2 protein-coding genes are annotated in these 19,898 nt (G+C 70.2%); both read left to right on the forward strand.

The features are described from left to right. Positions 1 to 97: 97 nt before the first annotated feature. Positions 98 to 19,549: a VCBS domain-containing protein gene (locus G8A07_RS19270; RefSeq protein ID WP_195793605.1), complete on the forward strand. Its 19,452-nt coding sequence runs from the start codon at positions 98 to 100 to the stop codon at positions 19,547 to 19,549. Positions 19,550 to 19,598: 49 nt separating this feature from the next. After that, positions 19,599 to 19,883, forward strand: coding sequence for a DUF3467 domain-containing protein (locus G8A07_RS19275; protein ID WP_195793606.1), 285 nt, complete (start codon positions 19,599 to 19,601; stop codon positions 19,881 to 19,883). The last annotated feature ends 15 nt before the right edge of the window (positions 19,884 to 19,898 follow it).

The raw sequence follows: 19,898 nt of genomic DNA on the forward strand, positions 1-19,898 counted from the left end.
CCCGGGCCCTGACCCGCATGAACCACCGCCGCCGCATCGCGCCCACCGCGCCTGCGGCGGCGCTCGCACGACAACCCGACCCGCCAGGGAGCGTCCAGTGAACCCGACCACGCCGCAACAACGCCGCCTCAACACCGCCCAACGTCTGCGCCAGGCCCTGGGCCTGCGCGAGCACGGTGCGCCGCGGCGCGAACGCCGCCTGCATGTGGAAGCGCTGGAGCCGCGCCACCTGCTGTCGGCCGAGGGCCTGGTGATCCCGCCGGCGCCGGACCGTGAGGCGGCCGAGTCGGTGCTGCTGCTGCCGCAGGAGCAGCTGCTGCGCCAGCTGCAGGCCAGCACGCCGGCGCTGCAGGGCGGCGCCTGGTTCGCCGCCGGCACGGCCACCGAGGCGCGCGCGCAGGAGGTGGTGTTCGTCGATCCCGGCGTGCAGGGCCACCAGGCCCTGCTGCGCGAGGCGCTGGCCCGCCGTGGTAGCACGCCGGCGCCCGTCGAGGTAGTGGTGCTGGATCCGGCGCAGGATGGCGTGAGCCAGATCAGCCAATGGCTGGCGCAGCGCCAGGGCCATGAGCTGCGCGCCCTGCACCTGATCTCGCATGGCGAGGATGGCCGCCTGGCCCTGGGCAGCGGCGAGCTCAACAGCAGCAATCTGGACGCCCATGCCAAGCAACTGAAGGGCTGGCGCGCCGCGCTGGCCGAGGACGCCGACCTGCTGCTGTATGGTTGCGACGTGGCCGCCAGCGAGCGCGGCCAAGGCTTTGTGCAGGCCCTGGCGCAGCTCACCGGCGCCGATGTGGCCGCCTCCAGCAATCTCACCGGCGTGGCCGCGCGCGGCGGCGACTGGCAGCTCGAATACGCCAGCGGCGCGATCGATGCGCTGACCCTGTTCCAGGCCGGCCAGGCCTACGAGGGCCTGCTGCAGCTGGACGCCGCCAGCCTGAACCTGAACGCCAATCTGCAGGCCCAGATGCTGAGCCTGCTGGGCAAGATCGACGCCGCCGGCGCCGAGGCGCTGAAGAACCCGCTGCTCAACAACGCCCTGCCCGGCCTGAGCCAGAGCGTCAACGGCGCGCTGGGGCTCAGCAGCAACACCGGCGCGGGTCAGCTGTTCGGCCTGCAGGCCGCGGCTTCGAGCTATTTCGGCAGCGCCGGCGCGGGTGCCAGCCTGCAGGGCCTGGGCGGGGCGCTGGAGAGCGCGCTGAAGTCCGCCATCGGCAACAAGCCGGCCTGGAGCATCAACGTCACGCCGCAGTTCGACCCGGCGGCCAAGGAGGTGCAGGCCGGCTTCAAGATCCGCCTGTCCCTGGACGAGAGTCAGGCCAAGAGCTTCAACCAGAATGGCGCCTGGAGCGGCCAGGCGCGCGCGCGCTTTAATCTGGAGCTTGATGCCGGCCTGCTGCTGCCAAGCCTGAACGCCGTCAGCGGCGCCGGCGATCTGCCCGCCCTGGCCCGCCCCAGCGACGCGCAGAGCCTGATCAGCCTGCGCCGCTTCGAGCTGGGCCTGGACCTGACACCGGACGCCGGCAGCGCCAACCGCTTCACCCTGCATGCCGGCGTCAACACCCGGCTGCTGGACGCCAGCGACCTGGACGGCCAGGGCCGCGTCAGCCTGGTCGACTACGCCGCCAGCACCGGCAATGGCAGCAATGTCGCCGCCCTGCTGAAGCAGGGCCAGGACGCCCGCATCGAGGGCACCAGCGCCGGCACCGGCTTCTACGGCCGCCTGGTCGGCGGCGCGCTGCAGCTGCAGACCGTCACCGACACCGCGCTGGACGCGGTCTCGGCCAATGGCCTGAAGTCCGTCTTCGACGGCGCACGCAAGCTCGGCGTGCAGCTCGACCTGGGCGAGGTGATGGGCCAGAAGCTGCCCCTGGTCGATGCCGGCCTGGGCGCCCTGCTGACCACCGCCGACGGCCGCAGCCTGGGCGATCTGCTGAGCTTCCGCACGCCGCAGGGCAGCACGGTGCTGGACGACTACCTGGCCGATGCCGACGCGCCGAGCAAGACCCTGAGCGGCCTGCTGGCGCGCCTGCGCGAATACCTGAGCGGCCAGGGCCGCTATGCGCATCTGGAAGCGCTGGCCACGCCGGGCAACGGCGAGTTCATGAACATCTTGACCAGCACCGGCGCCGGCGGCGTGCCGGTGCTGGAGCTGGACCTGAACCTGACGCGCGACTTCCTGCGCCGCCTGAGCTTCAAGGACCAGCTCAAGCCCCTGGGCCTGGACTTCATGGCCGGCGCCGGCGCGGCGCTGACGGCCCAGGTCAATCTGCGCCTGCGCTACGACACCTCGCTGGACAAGAGCCTGACGATCGGCAGCCTGACGGCGCGCGTGCACAGCGGCAGCGGCAAGCTCGACGCCGCGATGGCCCTGGGCATGCTGGAGGCGCGCGCGCTCGGCACGGTCAACTTCGACAGCGGCACGCTGACCCTGAACATCGGCATGCCCACCGGCATGCCGGACCAGATCACGGCCGGCGCGGCGCTCAAGCCCGCCGAGATCAAGAGTCCCTATGACGCCGGCTATGTCGCGTTGACCGATGCGCGCGTCGCCGCGGCCAACAGCCCGCAGGTCAGCGCCACGATCGCCTTCGACGTGCTGGGCACGATCGGCGCCGGCAGCGCCGGTGCCCTGAGCTTCGAGACCCTGGCCGGCGGCAAGCCCCATGTCTCGCTGAGCTTCAACGGCGGCGCGGCCACCCTGTGGAGCGAGGTGGCGGCCAAGCCCCTGAGCCTGAACGCCAGCCGCTTCGAGGCCCTGGCCAGCTTCGCCAACCTCGACGCGGTGGCCCTGACCCGCATGCTGCAGGACCTGGGCAACTACCTGGCCGAGCTGCGCGACGCCGGCAAGTTCGACGCCCTGCTGCCCTTCACCCACCAGCGCCTGGGCGAGGTGCTGGACTTCAGCAAGCTGGTCAGCCAGGTGGTCGAGCAGCGCCTGCAGCAGAACGTCAGCGCCGGCGTGATCGCGGCCAAGCCGATCGCGCCCGTGCTCACCGAGGACAGCAGCTTCGACGTGCAGATCCAGCGCGCCGGCGAGGCCAAGCCCATCGTGGTCAGCATCGTCGTCAAGGCCAGCGAGACCACCGGCTTCACCCATATCAACCAGCTGGCCCAGTTGATCGACCGCAAGCTGGCCGCCGCGATGGACGGCAATCTGCGCTGGCAGCCGCAGGGCGGCGCCGTCGCCGAGGTGGCGCGCCTGGTGCAGGGCGGCCTGGTGCTGAGCGCCGCGCTGCGCAGCAACGAGGAGCAGCGCATCGACCTGCACGCCGCCTCCGGCGGCTTCCGCCTGCGCCTGGGCAACGGCGGCTGGACCCCCGAGCTCTCGCTGCTGAGCAGCCTGGCCGAGGTGCAGCAGGCGCTGGAGTCGCTGCCCGAGATCGGCAAGGGCAATGTGCTGGTCGGCGGCAGCGCCAAGCATCTGGTGGTGAGCTTCGTCGGCGCGCGCGCCGGCCAGGCCCAGGCCCTCCTGGAGGTGCAACTGGGCGACGCCGGCGCGGCCAATGCCGGCGGCCTGCTCGATGTCACGACCAGCAATCTGGTGCGCGGCGTCGATGGCCGCGTCTGGGGCCAGCTGGCTATTCAGCAGGCCCGGCCCGACGCGGGCGTGGAGCTGCGCGTCGCGGCCACGGCCGGCGTCGCGGTCAGCGCCGTCACCAGCGGCTCGGCCACGGCCGACGCGGTGCAACGCCTGTCCCTGGTGCATGCGGCCGGCGGCAGCAGCTTCGTGATCACCGGCACCCGCCCCAACGGCAGCAGCTTCAGCAGCACCGTCACCCTGCCCACCAGCGGCACCTGGAGCGGCGCGATCGAGAGCGCGCTGAATGCGGCGCTGGGCGCCGGCGGCGTGGTCGTCAAGGCCGCCGATCCGGCGGTGGTCGGCTTCACCCAGGGCGTGCAGCATTTCGACATCACCTTCAGCGGCGCCGGCCTGGCCAAGCAGCCGATCGCGACCCTGGAGGTCGACGGCCGCGAGCTGCGCGGCCGCCTCGAGGCCGATGCCGCGCTCTACACCCTCACCCAGGCCCGGCTGCCGGCCGGTGCCCAGGCCGGCAGCAACGAGATCCAGCGCCTGGCCATCGACAACGCAGCCAGCGGCCAGCTCGGCTTCGCCGTCACGCTGGGCGGCAAGTACTACGAGTCGGCCGGTCTCGACTGGAACGGCCGCAGCGCCGCCGCGATCAAGGCCGATCTGGTGGCGATGCTGCGCCAATGGGATGCTCAGTTCAGCGAGTCCGGCCTCGAGGTGCGCGCCGTGGCCGGCGCCGCCAGCAGCTGGGATATCGAGTTCAAGGGCCCCTGGGCCGGCATCGACGCGCCGGCGCTGCAGCTGCGCGCCGGCAACCTGGTCTCGGCCCATGCGGCCGACCAGGCCCTGCGCCCGCTGGACCGCCTGGGCTTCAAGATCGGCGGCCAAGACGGCCAGACCAGCCGCATCACCAGCTTCGTCAGCTTCGACGACCTGATGGAGCGCCTGCAGCAGGCGGTCAACGACAGCCTGGCCGGCACCGGCCAGCGCTTCGAGCTGAACCCGCGCTACGACGCCGCCAGCAAGAGCCTGCTGTTCGACATCCGCTTCGCGCCGGCCCTGAGCACGCAAGGCGTGGCCCTGCAGCTGCAGGACAAGGTCGGCCCGCTGTCGGGCCTGAACGCCCAGGCCAGCCTGGACCTGCAGAGCCAGGCCTGGTTCAGCGCCACCTTGGGTCTGGACATGACCCAGGTCAACGCCTTCTCGCTGCGCGCCGGCGGCGCGACCAGCACCGTGATCGGTGCCAGCGGCTCCGGCAGCCCGGCTTTCGCCCTGCTGCCGGGCCTGGACGCCAAGTTCAAGCTGGTCTTCGACGGCGAAATCTATGCCTTCACGCTGAAGGCCAGCGACACCGCCAACAACGCCGGCATGGCCGACCTGCGCGGCGACATGCAGGCCCTGCTGGACGCGCAGGCCGTCGCGGCCGGCGGCGTGCTGGCGCGGCTGGGCTTCGCCAATGTGGGCCAGGCCGTCAAGGCCCAGCTCGATGCCAAGACCGGCTGGCTGCAGCTGAACAGCCGCGCCGCCAGCGAGAGCTTCCGTCTGTCGATCGACCATGCCGGCGACCCGATGACGGCGCTGCTGGGCTTCAAGCCCATGACCCTGTACCCGGGTGCCAAGGCGGTGAAGCTGCCGGTCAACGGCCAGCTCGGCAGCGATGCCAGCCTGTCGCTGGCGCTGGACCATAGCGCGCCGATCACCCTCACCGTCGCGCGCGATTCCAGCAACACCAGTCTGCAGGACCTGGTGGCCGACTTCAATGCCGCGCTGGCCGTGACCAGCGTGGCCGGCCATGCCTACTTGGGCGCCGGCGGCAAGGGCTTCGCCAATCTGGGCCAGCTGCTGCAGGTGGTGCTGAACAACGGCCAGCTGGAGATCATCACGCTGAGCCGCTCGGTCGCGAATCTGCAGCTCTTCGTCAGCGGCAACAGCAGCGCCGCCACCGAGCTGGGCTTCGTCAACGGCCAATGGGCGCGCACCAAGGGCGCCGAGCTGTTCCTGCAGAACGTCGAGATCGGCGGCCGCTACAAGGCCGAGGTGCATGGCCAGAACGGCGCCCTGCCCGCGACGCTGGCCCAGCCGGGCCAGGCCAAGTACGGCCTGCTGGACCTGAAGTTCAACGAGCTGCGCACCGAGTACGAGGGCAGCCTGCGCTTCACGCTGCGCGCCGGCCCGAACGCGGCGCCGGACGCCCGCGTCAGCCTCAACACCCTGTGGGATGCGGTGTCCTCGCAGGACGCCCAGCTGGGACTGGGCGGCCCGATCAGCACCGAGGCCAGCCAGGAAGCCACCGGCACGCCGGTGCAGGCCAATGGCCGGCTGCTGCGCGACATCGGCCTGCGCGTCCATGTCGGCTCCCTGCAGCTGGACCTGGTGCTGCGCGCCGCCGACACCGCCACCAACCAGAGCGTGGCCGATCTGGCCGTCGACCTGGATGCCGCCATCCATGCCGCCCTGCAGGCCAAGCTGGGTGGCACCGATCCCTATGCCGGCCATGTCTTCGTCAGCGCGGCCCTGATCCCCGACCCGGCCTCCAAGGAGACCGATCCGGCCAAGGTGCCCAAGGTCGAGGTGCTGAAGTTCCACGCCAAGGCCACGACCCTGAGCCTGTCGCAGACGCCGACGCAGATCTATGACGCCGGCACCGGCCGGCTGTTCGTCGACCTGCCGCTCACGGTCGCCCAGGGCGGCACGGTGCTGGACGTCAATCTGCGCGCCCAGGCCAGCGAGGGCTTTGCCTCGCTGGAGCAGCTGGCGGCCGCCATACGCAAATCCATCCTGGATGCGGCCAGCGCCGAGAAGGGCCGCAGCGACCCCGGCGATGTGCAGCGCATCAAGGACCTGAACACCATCATCGCCACCGCGCTGTTCCCGCTCGACCTGGTGAACGGCAAGCTGGTGGCCGGCCTGTCGGGCGACACCGAGGTACGCGGCACGGCCGTCGACGCCCAGGGCAAGACCCTGGATCTGAACGAGGACGCCGCCAAGATCTACGACGCCCAGGGGCGCCTGCTGCATGACCTGAACCTGGTGGTGCTGAAGGACGGCCTGGCCGTGCCCTTCACACTGACCGTGGCGCAGAGCCAGGCCTATGCCGGCCTGCGCGACCTGCTGAACGGGCTCAAGACCGCGCTGTGGACCGCGGTCAACGCGGCCAAGAACGATCCGGCCAACAACGACGCCGCCAAGCTGGCCAAGCTCGACGCGCTGCTGCAGTCCGGCGAGGGCCTGCCGGTCAAGCTGGTCAACGGCCAGCTGGAGATCAGCAGCGCCGGCAGCCTGTCGGTCAGCGTCAAGCCGATCCAGCTCAGCAGCTTCGGCATCGCCGGCCGCCTGCAGCTGGACGAGACCCTGAGCGCGATCAGCTTCGGCGACTTCGCCGGCACCGGCGCGCCCAAGGCCGGCCTGACGATCGGCGGCCTGGAGGTGCGCACCCCCAACGGCATCGCCAGCCCGGTCACCCCGGGCACGACCCTGGAGCTGCGCGTGGCCCAGGTGGCCGAGCTGCTGGCCGGCCGTGCCGACAGCACCCAGGTGAGCCTGGTGCCCAACGACGGCCTGGGCCGCCTCAGCGCGCTGGGCGAGCTGAACTGGTCCGACCTGACCGGCGACCTGAAGGCCCTGCCCCAGCTGGTCGGCGACCTGGCCGGCATGGGCAAGTTCGGCGAGCTGGGTCGCCTGATCCCGCTGCTGGGCAGCAATCTGAAGGATGTGTTCGGCCTGCAGGGCCTGTTCGACGGCGTCGTCGCACAGCTGGCCCAGCAGGGCAGCGGCAGCCTGATGGAGCTGCAGCAGCTGCTCGGCAAGGCCTTCGGCATCGCACCCGAGAGCGTGGCGCTGGGCCTGGACCAGAGCGCCGGTGCCGAGGCGCTGACGATCAAGCTGCCGCTGGGCCTGGCGATCGACAAGCGCATGCCGCTGAAGCTGCTGCTGCGCGAGCCCGAGCTGCTGAACCTGCTCAGCGCGGACCAACGCAAGCAGCTGGAGGCCCTGGCCGGCAGCCTGGGCCAGCTGAGCGATGTCGACGGCACCGCCCTGATGCGCGTGTTCGGCAGCCTGCAGCTGAACCTGGCCCTGGGGCTGGACCTGTCCAAGGGCGCGAACCGCGGCCGCCTGTTCCTCTACGACCACAAGAAGGACGCCGGTGCCACGGACACCTGGGCCGACGACGAGGGCACCTTCGCCAGCTTCAGCCTGAGCGCCAGCGGCGCCAACATGGCCTTCGACTCGACCCAGGGCATCTACTCGCTGAGCGTGCGCGGCGGCTCCGCCCAGGTCGAGGAAAAGGCCGCGTGGCTGTTGAACAGCGGCGACAAGGCCAGCAGCGCCGAGCGCCTGTATCTGCGCCCGGTGAACCCGCTCGACGCGGAACAGCGCAAGCAGCAGCAGAAGGACTCGTTCGACGTGTGGGTCGATGCCGGCAGCTTCGCCAAGGCCAGCCTGCCGCTGCAGCTCAAGCTCTCCGACGACCTGGGGCAGCTGGCGCTGCAGCAGATCGCCGGCTTCGTGAACCCGATGCCGCTGGGCACGCTGGACGCCAGCTTCGCCAACTTGAAGGACGGCTTCGCCAAGCTGGGCGGCGCCACCGGCCTGCCCGAGTTCAAGGTGCAGATCACCGAGGCGGCCAAGCCGCCGCGCCCGCCCAGCACCGGCAACGGCAATGGCGGCATCACGCCCGAGGGCGCGCCGATCGACACCGCCGACAAGCCCCTGCCCGGCTCCAACCTCAACCCCTACCAGAACAGCAACGCCGGCAGCGGCGCCAGCACCGGCGGCGCCCTGCCCGGCGGCAGCAGCGGCGGCGGCAAGCCGCCGATCTGGGGCAATGGCAACAACCCGAGCAGCAACGGTTTCGACGTCAGCCTGGTGCTGCCGCAGCTCAAGCAGTGGCAGGCCGACCTGGTCGGCCTGATCGAGAAGGCCACCGGCGGCGTCAGCACGCCCGAGAAGCCGATCAACTACTCGCTGATCTTCCTGCTGCGCGACCCCACCATCATCGTCAACACCGTCGACACCCTGCTGGGCACGGTGCAGAAGGGGCTGGACGCGTTCAGCTCGGTGCTGGACCTGCCCATCATCGGCGACAAGCTGAAGGACGCAACCCAGTTCATCGCCGACCTGCGCGGCAACCTGGTCAACTCGCTGAAGGAGGCGCTGAGCTCGGCGGTGCAGGAGTATGGCGGCCTGGACAACGCGCTGCGCATGTTCCTGTTCAAGCAGCTGACCCTGGACACCAACGGCGACAAGATCATCAACGCCGCCGACCTGGCGGCCAATCCCTTCCGCAACTTCCTGCAGGACTACAACAACGACGGCGTGATCACCGCCGACGATGTGGTGGTCGAGTACATCGCCGGGCCGCAGCGCGCGCTGGACCCGCGCATCGCCGACTACCTGGGCGTCAACCAGGGCAATGCCGAGCTCTTCATCCCGGCCGTGCTGCCGGGCCAGCGCACCGCCTGGGTGACCTCGGGTGTCAACACGCCGGTCTACGAGCTGGACGCCAACGGCCAGGTGCGCCTGGACGAGAACGGCCAGCCGATCCAGAAGCTGCGGGCCGACGGCACGCCCGTCTACACCGTCAGCGCCGGCAATGTGGTGCTGGACTCGGGGCTGCAGAAGATCGTCGACGACGTGGTCGGCGCGATCGGCAGCTCGGCCGCGACCATCGAGGCCCTCCTCAAGCAGATGAAGGCCGCCAACGACGAGGTCCGCAAGAACGGCTACCCCGACACCATCGAGAAGATGGCCAAGTTCGTGCTGAAGGCCTACCAGGACGCCAGCACCGCCAACTACAGCTACGAGAGCCTGCTGCGCGACGTGTTCGGCGGCAGCGTGGCGCTGGCCGCGATGAAGGAGTCGGCCAAGGACTTCAAGCCCAGCGACGCCGCCAAGCAGGAGGCCGCCGCCCAGCTGAAGAAGGACTATGCGGCCGGCCAGTACGGCATCCCGCCGACCCTGCTGAAGGAGTTCAAGGAGGTCCTGTACAAGCGCGCCACCAGCATGGCCACCGAGCTGGCGCTGGGCCAGGCCAGCGCGATCCAGTTCCGCATGAAGCTGGGCCAGACCTATTCGCCCAAGCTGGACCTGGGCTTCGACATCGGCGTGCCCGGCCTGAACCTCAAGCTCGACGGCGGCCTGGACCTGCGCCTGGGCTGGAACTTCTACCTGGGCTTCGGCGTCGACGTCAACGACGGCTTCTATGTCGTCACCAACATGCCCGGCCATGCCGGCATCGGCCAGACCACCAATCTGCTGCCCGACGGCACGGTGAACGCCCAGCGGCCCTTCCTGAACAACCCGCTAGACAGCCATATCAACAACCTCTGGCTGGTCGGCAAGCCGACCCAGGAGGCGGCGGTCAGCGAACTGCAGTTCACCGTCGACGCCTATCTGAAGGCCGGCAGCGGCAACAAGCCGGCCAGCCTGAACGCCGAGGTGCTGGTGCTCAACGGCACCCTGACCGACAACTGGGACGGCTGGGTCAAGGACAACGACGGCGGCGTCTGGGGCTCCGGCAAGGACTGGATCACCGGCGACAACGTCAGCACCGGCTACAACCGGACCAACCAGCTGTTCGGCGGCAAGACCGGCGCCGAGGGTTCGCGCACCCAGTTCCACGGCAGCTTCAGCGTCGACCTGAAGGACCGCGGCCTGTTCGGCATCGCGGCCCTGTCGGGCCTGACCAATGGCCGCCTCAGCTTCGCCGACCTGCGCGCGGCCAAGCTGGCCGACCTGATCAAGGTCGAATGGTCGGCCCAGGCCCAGGTCAATATGCACATGAAGCTCGGCACCTCGCTGGGCGGCGAGGGCTATCTGCCCAACATCCTGGGCGACTTTCACCTGACCTGGGAGGCCAGCAACAAAAGCGCGATCGCGAAGAAGCTCGACGAGTTCCTGGGCAGCGGCTACGACAAGCTGTTCCACGAGAGCCTGAGCGTCTGGATGACCGATCTGCGCCTGGACGCCGGCAGTTTCTTCAGCCAGTTCCTGGCGCCCATCGTCGACGCGGTCAACAAGGCCACCGGCCCGATCATGCCGGTGATCGACGCGCTGACCACGCCGATCCCGGGACTCTCGGACCTGATGGGCCGCGACTACTCGGCGCTGGACCTGGCGCAGGACATGTCCAAGATCTTCGGCGGCAATGCCAAGGTGGATTTCGTCATCGCGATGGCGCAGATGCTCAAGACCCTGAACAGCCTGCCGACCGCCAACGGCCTGCTGATCCCGGTCTCCGAGGTCATCATCATCGCCGGCAAGAAGGACCGCAGCATGAACCTGGGCGGCCTGGCCAAGCTGCCGGTGCCCGAGGTCAAGGTGCCCCTGCCCTACCGCGAGGATGCCTACCGTGTCGAGTACGGCAGCGGCCAGCAGCAGGGCCATGTCGAGCTCAAGTGGGGCGCGGGCTGGAAGGCCGGCGAGATCTCCTCGACCGACCTGCTCAAGGGCAAGCTGCCCGAGCTGACCCTGGATCTCGCGATGGACGGCAAGATCCCCGCCCCCTACGAGACCTGGCGCAAGGACTTCACGATCGACGGCGTGCTGGACAAGCAGGGCCGGCCGGTGGGCTTCGTGCTCGAGGTCGGCTATGGCTGGCCGGAGCTGAAGATCTCCGACGTGCTGGCCGGCAACATCCTGCCGAGCTTCGACGTGCGGGTGCGCTGCACCACGCCGGACTTCGACCTGCGCGTGCTGCCGCAGCTCAAGATCAAGATGCCCAAGCTGAGCGCCCATGTGCTCGGCACCGACTACGAATGGAGCGTGCCGGGCGTCGATGCCAACGGCTATCTGAACGTGGCCTGGCCGCCGGGCCTGGCCCAGCTGGTGGACCCGAACAAGGCGCCGGCCGTGCTGGACCTGGGCGTGAACTTCCAGCTGCTGGAGATCCGCCCCTTCCTGGCGCCGCTGGAGATCATCCCGCCGAAGATCCACTGGATCATCGCCGGCAAGGACCATGAGCTGGCGCCGCCGATGTCGGTCGTCACCCAGCAGTTCGACGCCTTCAAGCTGAAGTACAGCCGCTTCATCGACCAGAACAAGACGCCGGTCACGATCAAGCTGCCGGACGTCTACCTGCCGACCCTGAGCCTGATCGACATCCTGCCGGACCTCGATTTCAGCCTCGGCGACCTCACGTCCTGGATCCCGAGCATCGACATCGGCATCCCCGACCTGAACCTGCCGGGCCAGACCACGATCGGCCCCAAGGAAGGCCTGGAAAACTTCAAGAACGCGCTGAAGAAACCCGGCAGCGCGCTGAAGTTCCCGATCATCGCCGACCCCACCGGCACGGTGCTGAAGCTGCTCTCGGGCAAGCCGGCCGACCTGATGACCTTCACCCCGCCCAAGCTGGAGGTGAAGGTGGGCTTCCGCCAGATGTTCCCGGTGTTCGGCCCGCTGTTCGTCGGCCTGGCCGGCGAGATCAAGCTGCAGGCCGCGCTGACCCTGGGCTTCGACACCTATGGCATCACCCAGTTCCTGGACAGCCATCGCGTCACCGACATCTTCAACGGCTTCTATCTCAGCGACAACATCGTCAACGGGGTCGACAAGCCCGAGGTCACCCTGAGCGCCAAGCTGGTCGCGGTGGCCGAACTGAACCTGGGCATCGCGCGCGGCGGCGTCGAGGGCGGCATCAAGCTGCTCGGCACCCTGGATCTGTACGACGAGAACATGGACAACAAGTACCGCGCGAACGAGTTGATCGCTGCGGTCTCGGACGATCCGCTCGACGTGGTCTCGATGAAGCTCAAGGGCAGCGCCTTCATCGCCGCCTATGTGGAAGTGCTGGCGCTTTTCGACTATGTGCGGGTGTTCGAGTACACCTTCGTCGACGTCACCCTGTTCGAGTGGGACCATGACCCAGCGGCGAAGAAGCCGGTGCTGGGCTCGATGGACGGCAACGAGCTGACCCTGCACATGGGTTCGCGCATCGGCAGCATCGACGGCAATGCCTCGGTGGACAAGGGCGCCAGCGACCGCAAGCGCCGCGACACCACCGACGGCAACGAGGAATTCACCCTCACCGAGGAAGGCGGCCTGAAGGTCAGCGCCAAGCTGCCCAATGGCAACACCTATACCAAGACCTTCAGCGGCGTCGGCCGCGTCAAGGCCTTTGCCGGCGCGGGCGACGACCTGATCGACGCCTCGGCGCTGTCGGCCAATGTCTCGGTGCTCTTCATCGCCGGTGGCGGCAACGATGTGCTGAAGGGCGGCGCCGGCAACGACACGCTGATCGGCTCCGACAACGGAGTGGCCCTGCTGATCGGCGGCGGCGGCAACGACACCCTGGTCGCGCGCGGCGGCGCCACCACGATGCAGGGTGGCAGCGGCAGCGACCGCTACCGCTTCCTCGGCAGCTGGGGCCAGACCACCATCCAGGACGCCGAAGGCGCCAACTGGCTGGACTTCGAAGCGCAGACCCAGGCGGTCACCGTCAACGACGCGCAGCTGAAGGCCTGGCAGGGCGGCAACAGCGTCCAGTGGGCGAAGGCCGACACCATCGACCGCATCCGCGGCGGCTCGGGCGGCGACCTGTTGGACTTCTCCGGCGACGAGGGCGACCTGCTGATCACCCTGACCGGCATGAACCAGGGCTGGGTCACCAACGCCGCCGGCGGCATGACCCAGACCGGCCTCACGGCCGGCGCGGCCCAGCAGGCGGTCGGCGACGACCGCGGCTACGGCTACAAGTTCGAGGGCTTCGAGCACATCGTCGGCGGCCGCGGCTCCGATGTGGTGCGGGTGCGCGACGGCGCCGGCATCAGCGGCAGCCTGACGGGCGATTCCACCCTGGGCGACCGTGCCAACCAGCGCAACACCCTGGACTTCTCGGAGTACAGCCGAGGCGTCACGGTCAACCTGGAAGGCAGCAGCGCCTTCGGCAGCGCCAACAACAGCCAGGTGCAGGTGCGCGGCTTCCACAATCTGTTCGGCGGCCAGGGCGCGGACCGCCTGACCGGCGACGGACGCAACAACCTGATCGTCGGCAACGGCGGCAACGATGTGCTGGAGGGCCTGGCCGGCGCGGACCTGCTGGTGGCCGACACCTTCATCACCTACCCCAACGAGGCGCCGAAGCCGGCCGGCCTGGCCAGCGTCGGCGACTACCTGAGCCTGCAGAGCGCCGGCGCCCTGGCCGGCTTCGGCGGCCAGGGCAGCGCCATCGGCCGCACCTGGATCTGGAAGGGCCAGACCCTGGAGAACCAGAACCTGCAGGGCGGACGCCAGACCCTCAAGGGCGGCAGCGGCGATGACATCCTGATGGGTGCGCTGGGCTCGGACAGCTTCAATATCGGCGGCAGCGGCGAAGGCAACGACACCATCATGGCCGACCTGGGCCTGCTGATGGTGGACTTCCATACCCGCCAGGTGCTGTTCGCCAAGACCTTCGGCCATCTGGGCGGCGGTGCCGACCAGATCTACCTGGGTTCGGGCAGCAATGTGGTGCTGGCGGGTGCTGCCGGCGACAGCATCAATGGTGCCGATGCGGCCGAGGCCACCAACCTGATCCTGGCCGACCATGGCGAGTTCAGCTTCAAGCGCGCCCTCGATGCCAAGGGCAAATGGACCTTCACCGAGCAGGACGGTTTCGAGCACCTGCTCGACCACGCCCTGTCCTATGTGGGCGAGAGCCATGCCGGCAACGACAGCATCAGCCTCTCCAACGGCTCGGCCCTGGTGATCGGCGGCGGCGGCGCGGATCAGATCGGCTTCGCGGCCGGCAACTCCACGGCCAAGAACTTCCGCTTCGTCGCCGGCGACCACGCCCGCGTCGAGACCGATGCCCGTGGCGGCCTCACCGCCTTCTACAGCCTGGACACCACGGCCGGCACCGGCGGCGACGACCGCGTGCTGGTGGGCGACCCGCGCGACCAGTCGGATCGCCACCTGGGCCACAACTATGTGATCGGCGGCGTCGGCCAGGATACGGTGCTGACCAGCGCCGGCCAGGACGAGAAGACCGGCCAGCTCACGCACGGCCGCGCGCAGAGCGTGGATGTGATCCTCGGCGACAACGGTCGCATCGAGCGCCATGACAGCCGGGTCGCCGGCAGCGTGCCCAATCAGCTCAAGCGCGTCGCCAGCAGCGACTTCAACGACACCACCATCCCGGCCGACGACCTGATCGTGGCCGGCAACGGCGACAAGGTGGTGCTGGGCGGCAGCGGTGCCGACCAGATCATCCTGGCCGCCTATGGCGAGGACCAGGTCGCGGGCACGCCGCAGTCCAACGCCACCCGACTGGTGGCCGGCGACAACGCCACGATCGACTTCGACAGCGCCGGCGGCATGACCGACATGGTCTCCACCGACAGCCGCGCCGAGACCGGCGGCCGCGACATCGTCAATATCGGCCGCAGCGGCAGCACGACGGCCCTGGGCCGCAATATCGTGATCGGCGGCATGGGCAACGACGATGTCTTCATCGCCGGCCATATCGACCCCGTCACCGGCCAGATCAGCGCCGGCACCGGCAGCTCCGAGGACCTGGTGATTGGCGACAACGGCGAGATCCGCCGCACCGCCCTCAGCAACAAGATGCTGAAGGCCGCCTCCACCGTGATCGACAAGGGCGGCGACGACCGCATCATCACCGGCCACGGCGGCCAGGTGCTGATCGGCGGCTTCGGCGCCGACCTGATCGTCGGCGGCAACGGCACCAGCCTCGCGATCGGCGACAACGGCGAGCTGCTCTACGACCAGCTGGCCAAGAACGGCGTGCTGCGCCAGGCGCGCAGCAGCGACGAGGCGATCGGCGGCGACGACCGCATCCAGCTGGCCGAGGGCTACAAGCTGATGATCGGCGGCTTCGGCCGCGACACGGTCGACATCAGCGCCAGCGGCCACGGCCTGCCCACCGACATGGCACTGTTCACCGGCATCATGGGCCTGGTCAACACCAGCGGCCTGTCCGGCACGGCGTTGAAGGCGGCGCAGACCGAGAACCGCGGCCGCACCGGCCGCTTCGTGGCCGGCGACAACGCCCGCGCGATGTTCGACAACAAGGGCGGCCTGACCGACCTGCTGTCCACCGACGCGATCGCCGCCACCGGCAGCGACGACCAGATCACCTTGGGCCAGCGCGACACCCAGGCCGACCTCGGCCTGCAGGTGGTGCTGGGCGGCATGGGCGCGGACCAGATCACGGTCAGCGCCGGTGCCAGCAGCGAGGATGTGATCTTCGGCGACGCCGGCGATTACCGCCGCCAGTCCCTGAGCTATGCCCTGCTGAGCATCGCCAGCAGCAATGCCGACAAGGGCGGCGACGACCGCATCAGCACCGGCCGCGGCCAGAAGATCGTGCTGGGCGGCATGGGCGGCGACCGCATCGACGTCGCCACGCGCGGCGCGGCCGATAGCGCCATCGTGCTGGGCGACAGCGGCCGCCTGAGCTACGACGTCTCCGGCTCCGGCCTGCTGCAGCGCGTCGACAGCAGCGACCTGGGCTTCGGCGGCGACGACCGCATCCGCACCGGCGACGGCGAGGTGGTGGTGCTGGGCGGCTATGGCCGCGACAACATCGCGATCGAGTCCGAGACCCGCAACTTCCGCGTCGTCGGCGGCGACAACGCCGGCCTGCAGTTCGGCCTGCACCCCGACAGCGGCGCGCGCGTGCTGACCGACTTCGTCAGCAGCGACGCCAGCATCTCCACCGGCGACGGCGACCAGATCCAGATCGGCCCGGTCGGCGCCGAGAACGCCGACATGGGCGAGGCCCTGGTGGTCGGCGGCATGGGCGCGGACCAGATGGCGGTCAGCGGCAAGACGGCGCGCGTCGTGATGGCCGGCGACAACGTCGAGCTGCGCCGCAGCAGCCGCGGCGTGCTGCTCTCGCTCGCCAGCCTCGGCCTGGACCAGGGCGGCGGCGACAGCATGACGACGGTGGCCGGCGATGTGGTGATGGTCGGCGGTGTCGGCAACGACATCATCCGCGCCGGCAGCGGCAACAGCATCGTGCTGGGCGACTCCGGCCGCCTGGTGTTCGACGCCGGCGGCTCGGGCGCGCTGCGCCAGGCCGTCAGCCTGGGCCTGGCCCAGGGCGGCAACGACGACATCGCGCTGGGCAGCGCCGGTGCCGAGCGCGACGGCGACAAGATCGTCATCGGCGGCGGCGGCGCCGACACCATCCAGCTGCTGTCGGCGCGCGGCTCGCGCCCCTTCGACGAGGCGCGTCCCGATGCGGCCAGCAACCCCGAACGCGTGGTGGCCGGCGACAACGCCGCGATCCAGCTCGACGCGGCCGGCCGCATGACCGACTTCCTGAGCCTGGATGCCGATCCCGCCACCGGCGGCAACGACCAGATCAGCATCATCATGAGCGGCCTGGCCCTGCCCGGCAATCCGCTGACCGACTACAACCTGGTGGCCGGCGGCGTCGGCAGCGACCGCATCAACATCGTCGGCGCCACGCGCAGCCGCGACGTGATCGCCGGCGACAACCTGGAGTACCACCGCACCGACGGCAGCAGCGCCGATCCCGCGCGACGCTACCAGCACCTGTTCGCCGATGCGATCTACGCCAGCGTCGGCGGCGACGACGAGATCCGCACCGGTGCCGGCCGCAAGATCGTGCTGGGCGGCGCGGGCAATGACAAGGTCGAGACCCTGACCCAGGACGAGGATGACCTCAACGTGGTGTTCGGCGACGCCGGCTCGGTGGCCTTCGACACCAGCGGCAGCGGTGCCCTGACCCAGGTCTTCGCGACCCAGCCCCAGCTCGGCGGCAACGACCGCCTGACGGTGGGCGGCGGCCGCAGCTATGTGATGGGCGGGCGCGGCAGCGATGTGATCACGGTCAACGCCAGCGACGAGCAGCGCCGCTTCCTGATCGGCGACAACGCGCAGATCGACTTCACGGCCGGCCAGCCCAGCTTCATCCAGAGCAGCGGCGAGGACGACACCGATCCGGCCCAGAACGTCGACCTGTTCAACCTGCCGGCACGCGGCAGCCAGCTCATCGTCGGCGGCGGCGGCCTGGACCTGCGCAGCGGCGGCGGCATCGCGCGCGACGTTCAGCTGCCCGGTGCCGGCAGCATCGACCTGCGCGACCCGCTGAATCCGGTGATCAGCGTCACCGTGCTGGGAGAGTACGGCGAACTGGGCCTGTTCGGCGCGCCGCTGACCAAGCCCGAGAGCAAGCCCGGCCCGGATCCGGTCGATCCCGGCGTGATCGTCGGCACCCCGACCGGCGAGGGCCGCGTGGCCGAGGACGGCAGCCTGGTCGCCAGCGGCAAGCTGGGCCTGCCGGCCCTGGGCGGCGGTGCGGCCACCTTCGCGCCGCAAGCGCTGGCCGGCCAGTACGGCCGCCTGAGCCTGGCGGCCGACGGCAGCTGGCGCTACGAGCTGGACAACGCCTCGACCCAGGTACAAGGCCTGCGCAGCGGCGAGAGCCGGCTCGAGACCTTCGTGCTGCGCACCGTCGACGGCAGCGCCACCGTGGTCAGCATCACCGTGGCCGGCGCCGACGACGCGACCGAGTTCGGCGGCGAGCTGGGCGGCGCGCTGCGCGAGGACCAGGGCGAGCCGCTGGCCGGCCGCATCAGCTTCAGCGACCGCGACGCCACCGCCGCCGGCCTGCTCGCGCAACAGCAGCGGCGCGGCCAGTTCGGCCTGTTCAGCCTCGAGGAGGACGGCCGCTGGACTTATCGCCTGGACCTCGGCTCCGCGGCGCTGCAGGCGCTCGCGGCCGGTCAGGTCGGCGAGGAGTTGCTGGAGTTCCGCGCGCTGGACGGCACCGTGGGCCAGCTGCGTATCCGCATCACCGGCCTGAACAATGAGGCCGAGATCGCCGGCGAACTCGCTGGCCGCATCAAGCCGGGCCAGGCCGACACGGCCTTGGGCCGGGTGCAGGTGCGCGACGCCGATGCCGGCCAGGCGCGCCTGCAGGCCGGCCGCTTCGAGAGCGCCTATGGCGTGCTGGAGCTGGCCGAGGATGGCCGCTGGACCTACCAGGCCAAGACCGGTGCGCCCGCCCTGCAGGCCCTGCTGGAAGGCGAGCAGCGCGAGGACAGCTTCGAGCTGCGCAGCGCCGACGGCAGCGCCATGGCCACCCTGCGCATCGCCATCACCGGCAGCGAGGATGCGGCCCGCATCGAGGGCGAGCTGACCGCCACCCTGCGCCAGGACCACGGCGAGGCCCTGAGCGGCCGGCTGCAGGTGCAGGACCCGGACGCCGGCCAGGCGCGCTTCCAGGCCGGCGAGCAGCGCAGCGCCTATGGGGTGCTGAGCCTGGAAGCCGACGGCCGCTGGAGCTACCGCCTGGATGCCGGCTCGGCCGCGCTGCAGGCGCTGCGCGAGGGCGATCTGGTGGCGGACGAGTTCCAGCTGCGCAGCGCCGACGGCAGCAGCGTCACCCTGCGCCTGAGCCTGCAGGGCGTGGTCTCGCGCCAGCTCGATGTCGACGCGGCCCATGCGGCCCGCGCCGGCGATGCGGCCGCGCTGGGCCTGGCCGCCCGGCCGGGCTCCGGCTCGACGGCCGCCACGGCCGGTGCCGCCAGCCCGACCGCCGAGGCCCTGCTCGCCCTGCAGGCCCCGCAAGCGTCGGCCGCTGACAACGCGGTCGCACCGGGCGGCGGCCTGAGCCTGGCGATGGGCCTGAGCGACAGCCCGCTGCGCGCGGCCGATGCCGACGCACCGCTGGGCAGCGCCTTCGAGGGTGCCGACCCGCCGCCGACCACGCGCTACACGCTGGGCGCCCAGCTGTTCCTGCAGCCGCAGCAGCGCCAGCCGGACGAGGGCCGCTACGCGGTGGAGGCGCTGCGCGCCAGCCAGTTCCAGAGCGCCACGGTGCCGCTGAAGCTGGGCGTCGCGCAGGACGCGGTCTGGGCCGAGTCGGCCACGCAGGCCGAGGCCCCCACCGCCCAGTCCGGCGCGAACGAAGCCGACGCGAGCCCCGACGTCGGCAGCCTGGCCGCCGCCGCCCTGCTGGCCGCCCTGCTGCCGCAGCGCCAGGCCGGCATCACGGCACCGCGCGTGCGCTGGGATGCGCCGCTGCCCGCCGCCCGCAAGCGCTGACCGGGCTTCACGCTTTCACTCCAACCCCACCCTCAAGACAGGACCATCGATGGATACCACCACCAACAACACCACGCCGGCCACGCCCAATATCGTCTGGGACGACAGCCAGATGCAGACCAGCTACGCCAATGTCTGCAATGTGCTGGGCACCCGCGAGGAAATCATGCTGCTGTTCGGAGCCAACCAGGCCTGGCAGACCCAGCTGGCCGAGGTCAAGGTCGCCCTCTCCAACCGCATCGTGCTGAACCCCTATGCCGCCAAGCGCCTGATGACCCTGCTGGAGCTGGGCCTGCGCGAATACGAGAGCCGCTACGGCGAACTGAAGCTCTGAGCCCTGCCCCGACCG

This window comes from Roseateles sp. DAIF2 (assembly GCF_015624425.1).
GTDB lineage: Bacteria > Pseudomonadota > Gammaproteobacteria > Burkholderiales > Burkholderiaceae_C > Kinneretia.